Here is a 1,461-nt window from a genome sequence, read left to right on the forward strand (position 1 = left end):
ACCTATAAGGGCAAGTATTTCACGGGTGATGGCTGCCGCCGCGACGAGGACGGATATTATTGGATCACCGGCCGTGTCGATGACGTCCTGAACGTTTCCGGCCATCGCCTCGGTACAGCCGAAGTGGAATCGGCGCTCGTCTCGCACAATCTTGTTTCGGAAGCCGCTGTCGTCGGTTMTCCGCATCCGATCAAGGGCCAGGGCATCTATTGCTACGTCACGCTGATGGCCGGCAATGAAGGTTCGGACGAACTGCGCCAGCAGCTCGTCAAGCACGTCCGTGCCGAAATCGGCCCTATCGCGGCACCGGACAAAATCCAGTTCGCACCGGGTCTACCGAAGACCCGTTCGGGCAAGATCATGCGCCGCATCCTGCGCAAGATCGCCGAGGATGATTTCGGCTCGCTGGGCGATACATCGACGCTCGCCGACCCTGCCGTCGTTGATGACCTGATCGCCAACAGGCAGAACAGGATTTCGTGATGACGAAGGAGGAGGTGACTGGGTTTTTTCTCCGACCCCAAATCACCAACGTTCGACCTGCTCGTTGATCTATCGCAGAGCCGTCAGGTGTTCTGCTTTCGATTTCCCGCCGATGGGGCCCGTCTCCACTTCGCCTAGCGAGAGTTTCGTCCGAAATCGGAACACGCGTGCGCGGGGCAGTCGGTCCCGCTTGTCCTTCGGATCGCTTACGCTCAAGCTCCTGCGGCTGCCCTTCCTCGCGCCCGCGTGTGACGCGAATTCCCGCTTTCCAGCGCGTTTCGCACCGTCGCTATGCTGAAAGCTCCGATACGCTTCTTCCTCTTTCTGGGGACCCTTCGGATCGATGTGCTTCGTCGGTCCTGAACCGCGTCGCGAGATTGCGATGGGTCGGGCGATGTCGTATTCCTTCCGTAGTCTTCATGTATAGGTTGTGGAAATCTATTAATGATTGTTTGGGGAGGGCGTCTATGAATTGGGACACGTCAAGGCACTTTCAGCCAATCATGCTGGTCTTTCCTCGTGGAGGACATTGCAAGACTGTCGGCACGGCGCGCGATGCGGCCGAGGCTCTCATGCGAGATTGGCCGCTTGACGATGGAGAGGGCTTTTGCGACGCCGTCAGGATCTGTCTCGACGTCATGATCGGACGTAGCGCGCCTTGGGAATTGCGCAGTGCCATGCTGCGCGCTGCCGGAGAAGCCGGCATCAATGCGATCACCATTCTCCACTGACTATTGCCACATTATTTCAATCACGATCATCTTTGGGCTAGTCCATGACGACAGGACGCATCAAGCCTCACGATCAAGCGCTGACATCGGACGATCTTGCGATCTGTGACCGCGTTCTGGCAACGGGGAAAGCGGAATTTGGTCTCGACGAGGGAAGCGAGGAGCTCACCCAATCGGCGTCAATCATCATCGAACTCTATCGGGAGGGCGTTCACAACGAGCAGCAGCTGAGCGTGCTCGGCTATGG

The 1,461-nt window shown here is 58.0% G+C and carries 3 protein-coding genes; all 3 read left to right on the forward strand.

What is annotated here, in order from left to right; all coding sequences use genetic code 11:
* A partial coding sequence (locus AC1D35_RS36125; protein WP_477942815.1) for an AMP-binding enzyme occupies window positions 1-483 on the forward strand: 483 nt, incomplete at its 5' end.
* A gap of 467 nt (window positions 484-950) precedes the next feature.
* A complete protein-coding gene (locus AC1D35_RS36130) occupies window positions 951-1,214 on the forward strand; it encodes a DUF982 domain-containing protein (RefSeq protein ID WP_477942817.1) in 264 nt (87 codons plus the stop codon).
* Window positions 1,215-1,258: 44 nt separating this feature from the next.
* The coding region (locus AC1D35_RS36135) for a hypothetical protein (protein WP_477942819.1) at window positions 1,259-1,461 on the forward strand (203 nt) is incomplete at its 3' end.

This window comes from Rhizobium sp. P1_E6 (genome assembly GCF_056405875.1).

Coding starts and splice junctions, on each gene's coding strand:
- AC1D35_RS36130 (WP_477942817.1), top strand. CDS start 951: ATGAATTGGGACACGTCAAGGCACTTTCAGCCAATCATGCTGGTCTTT.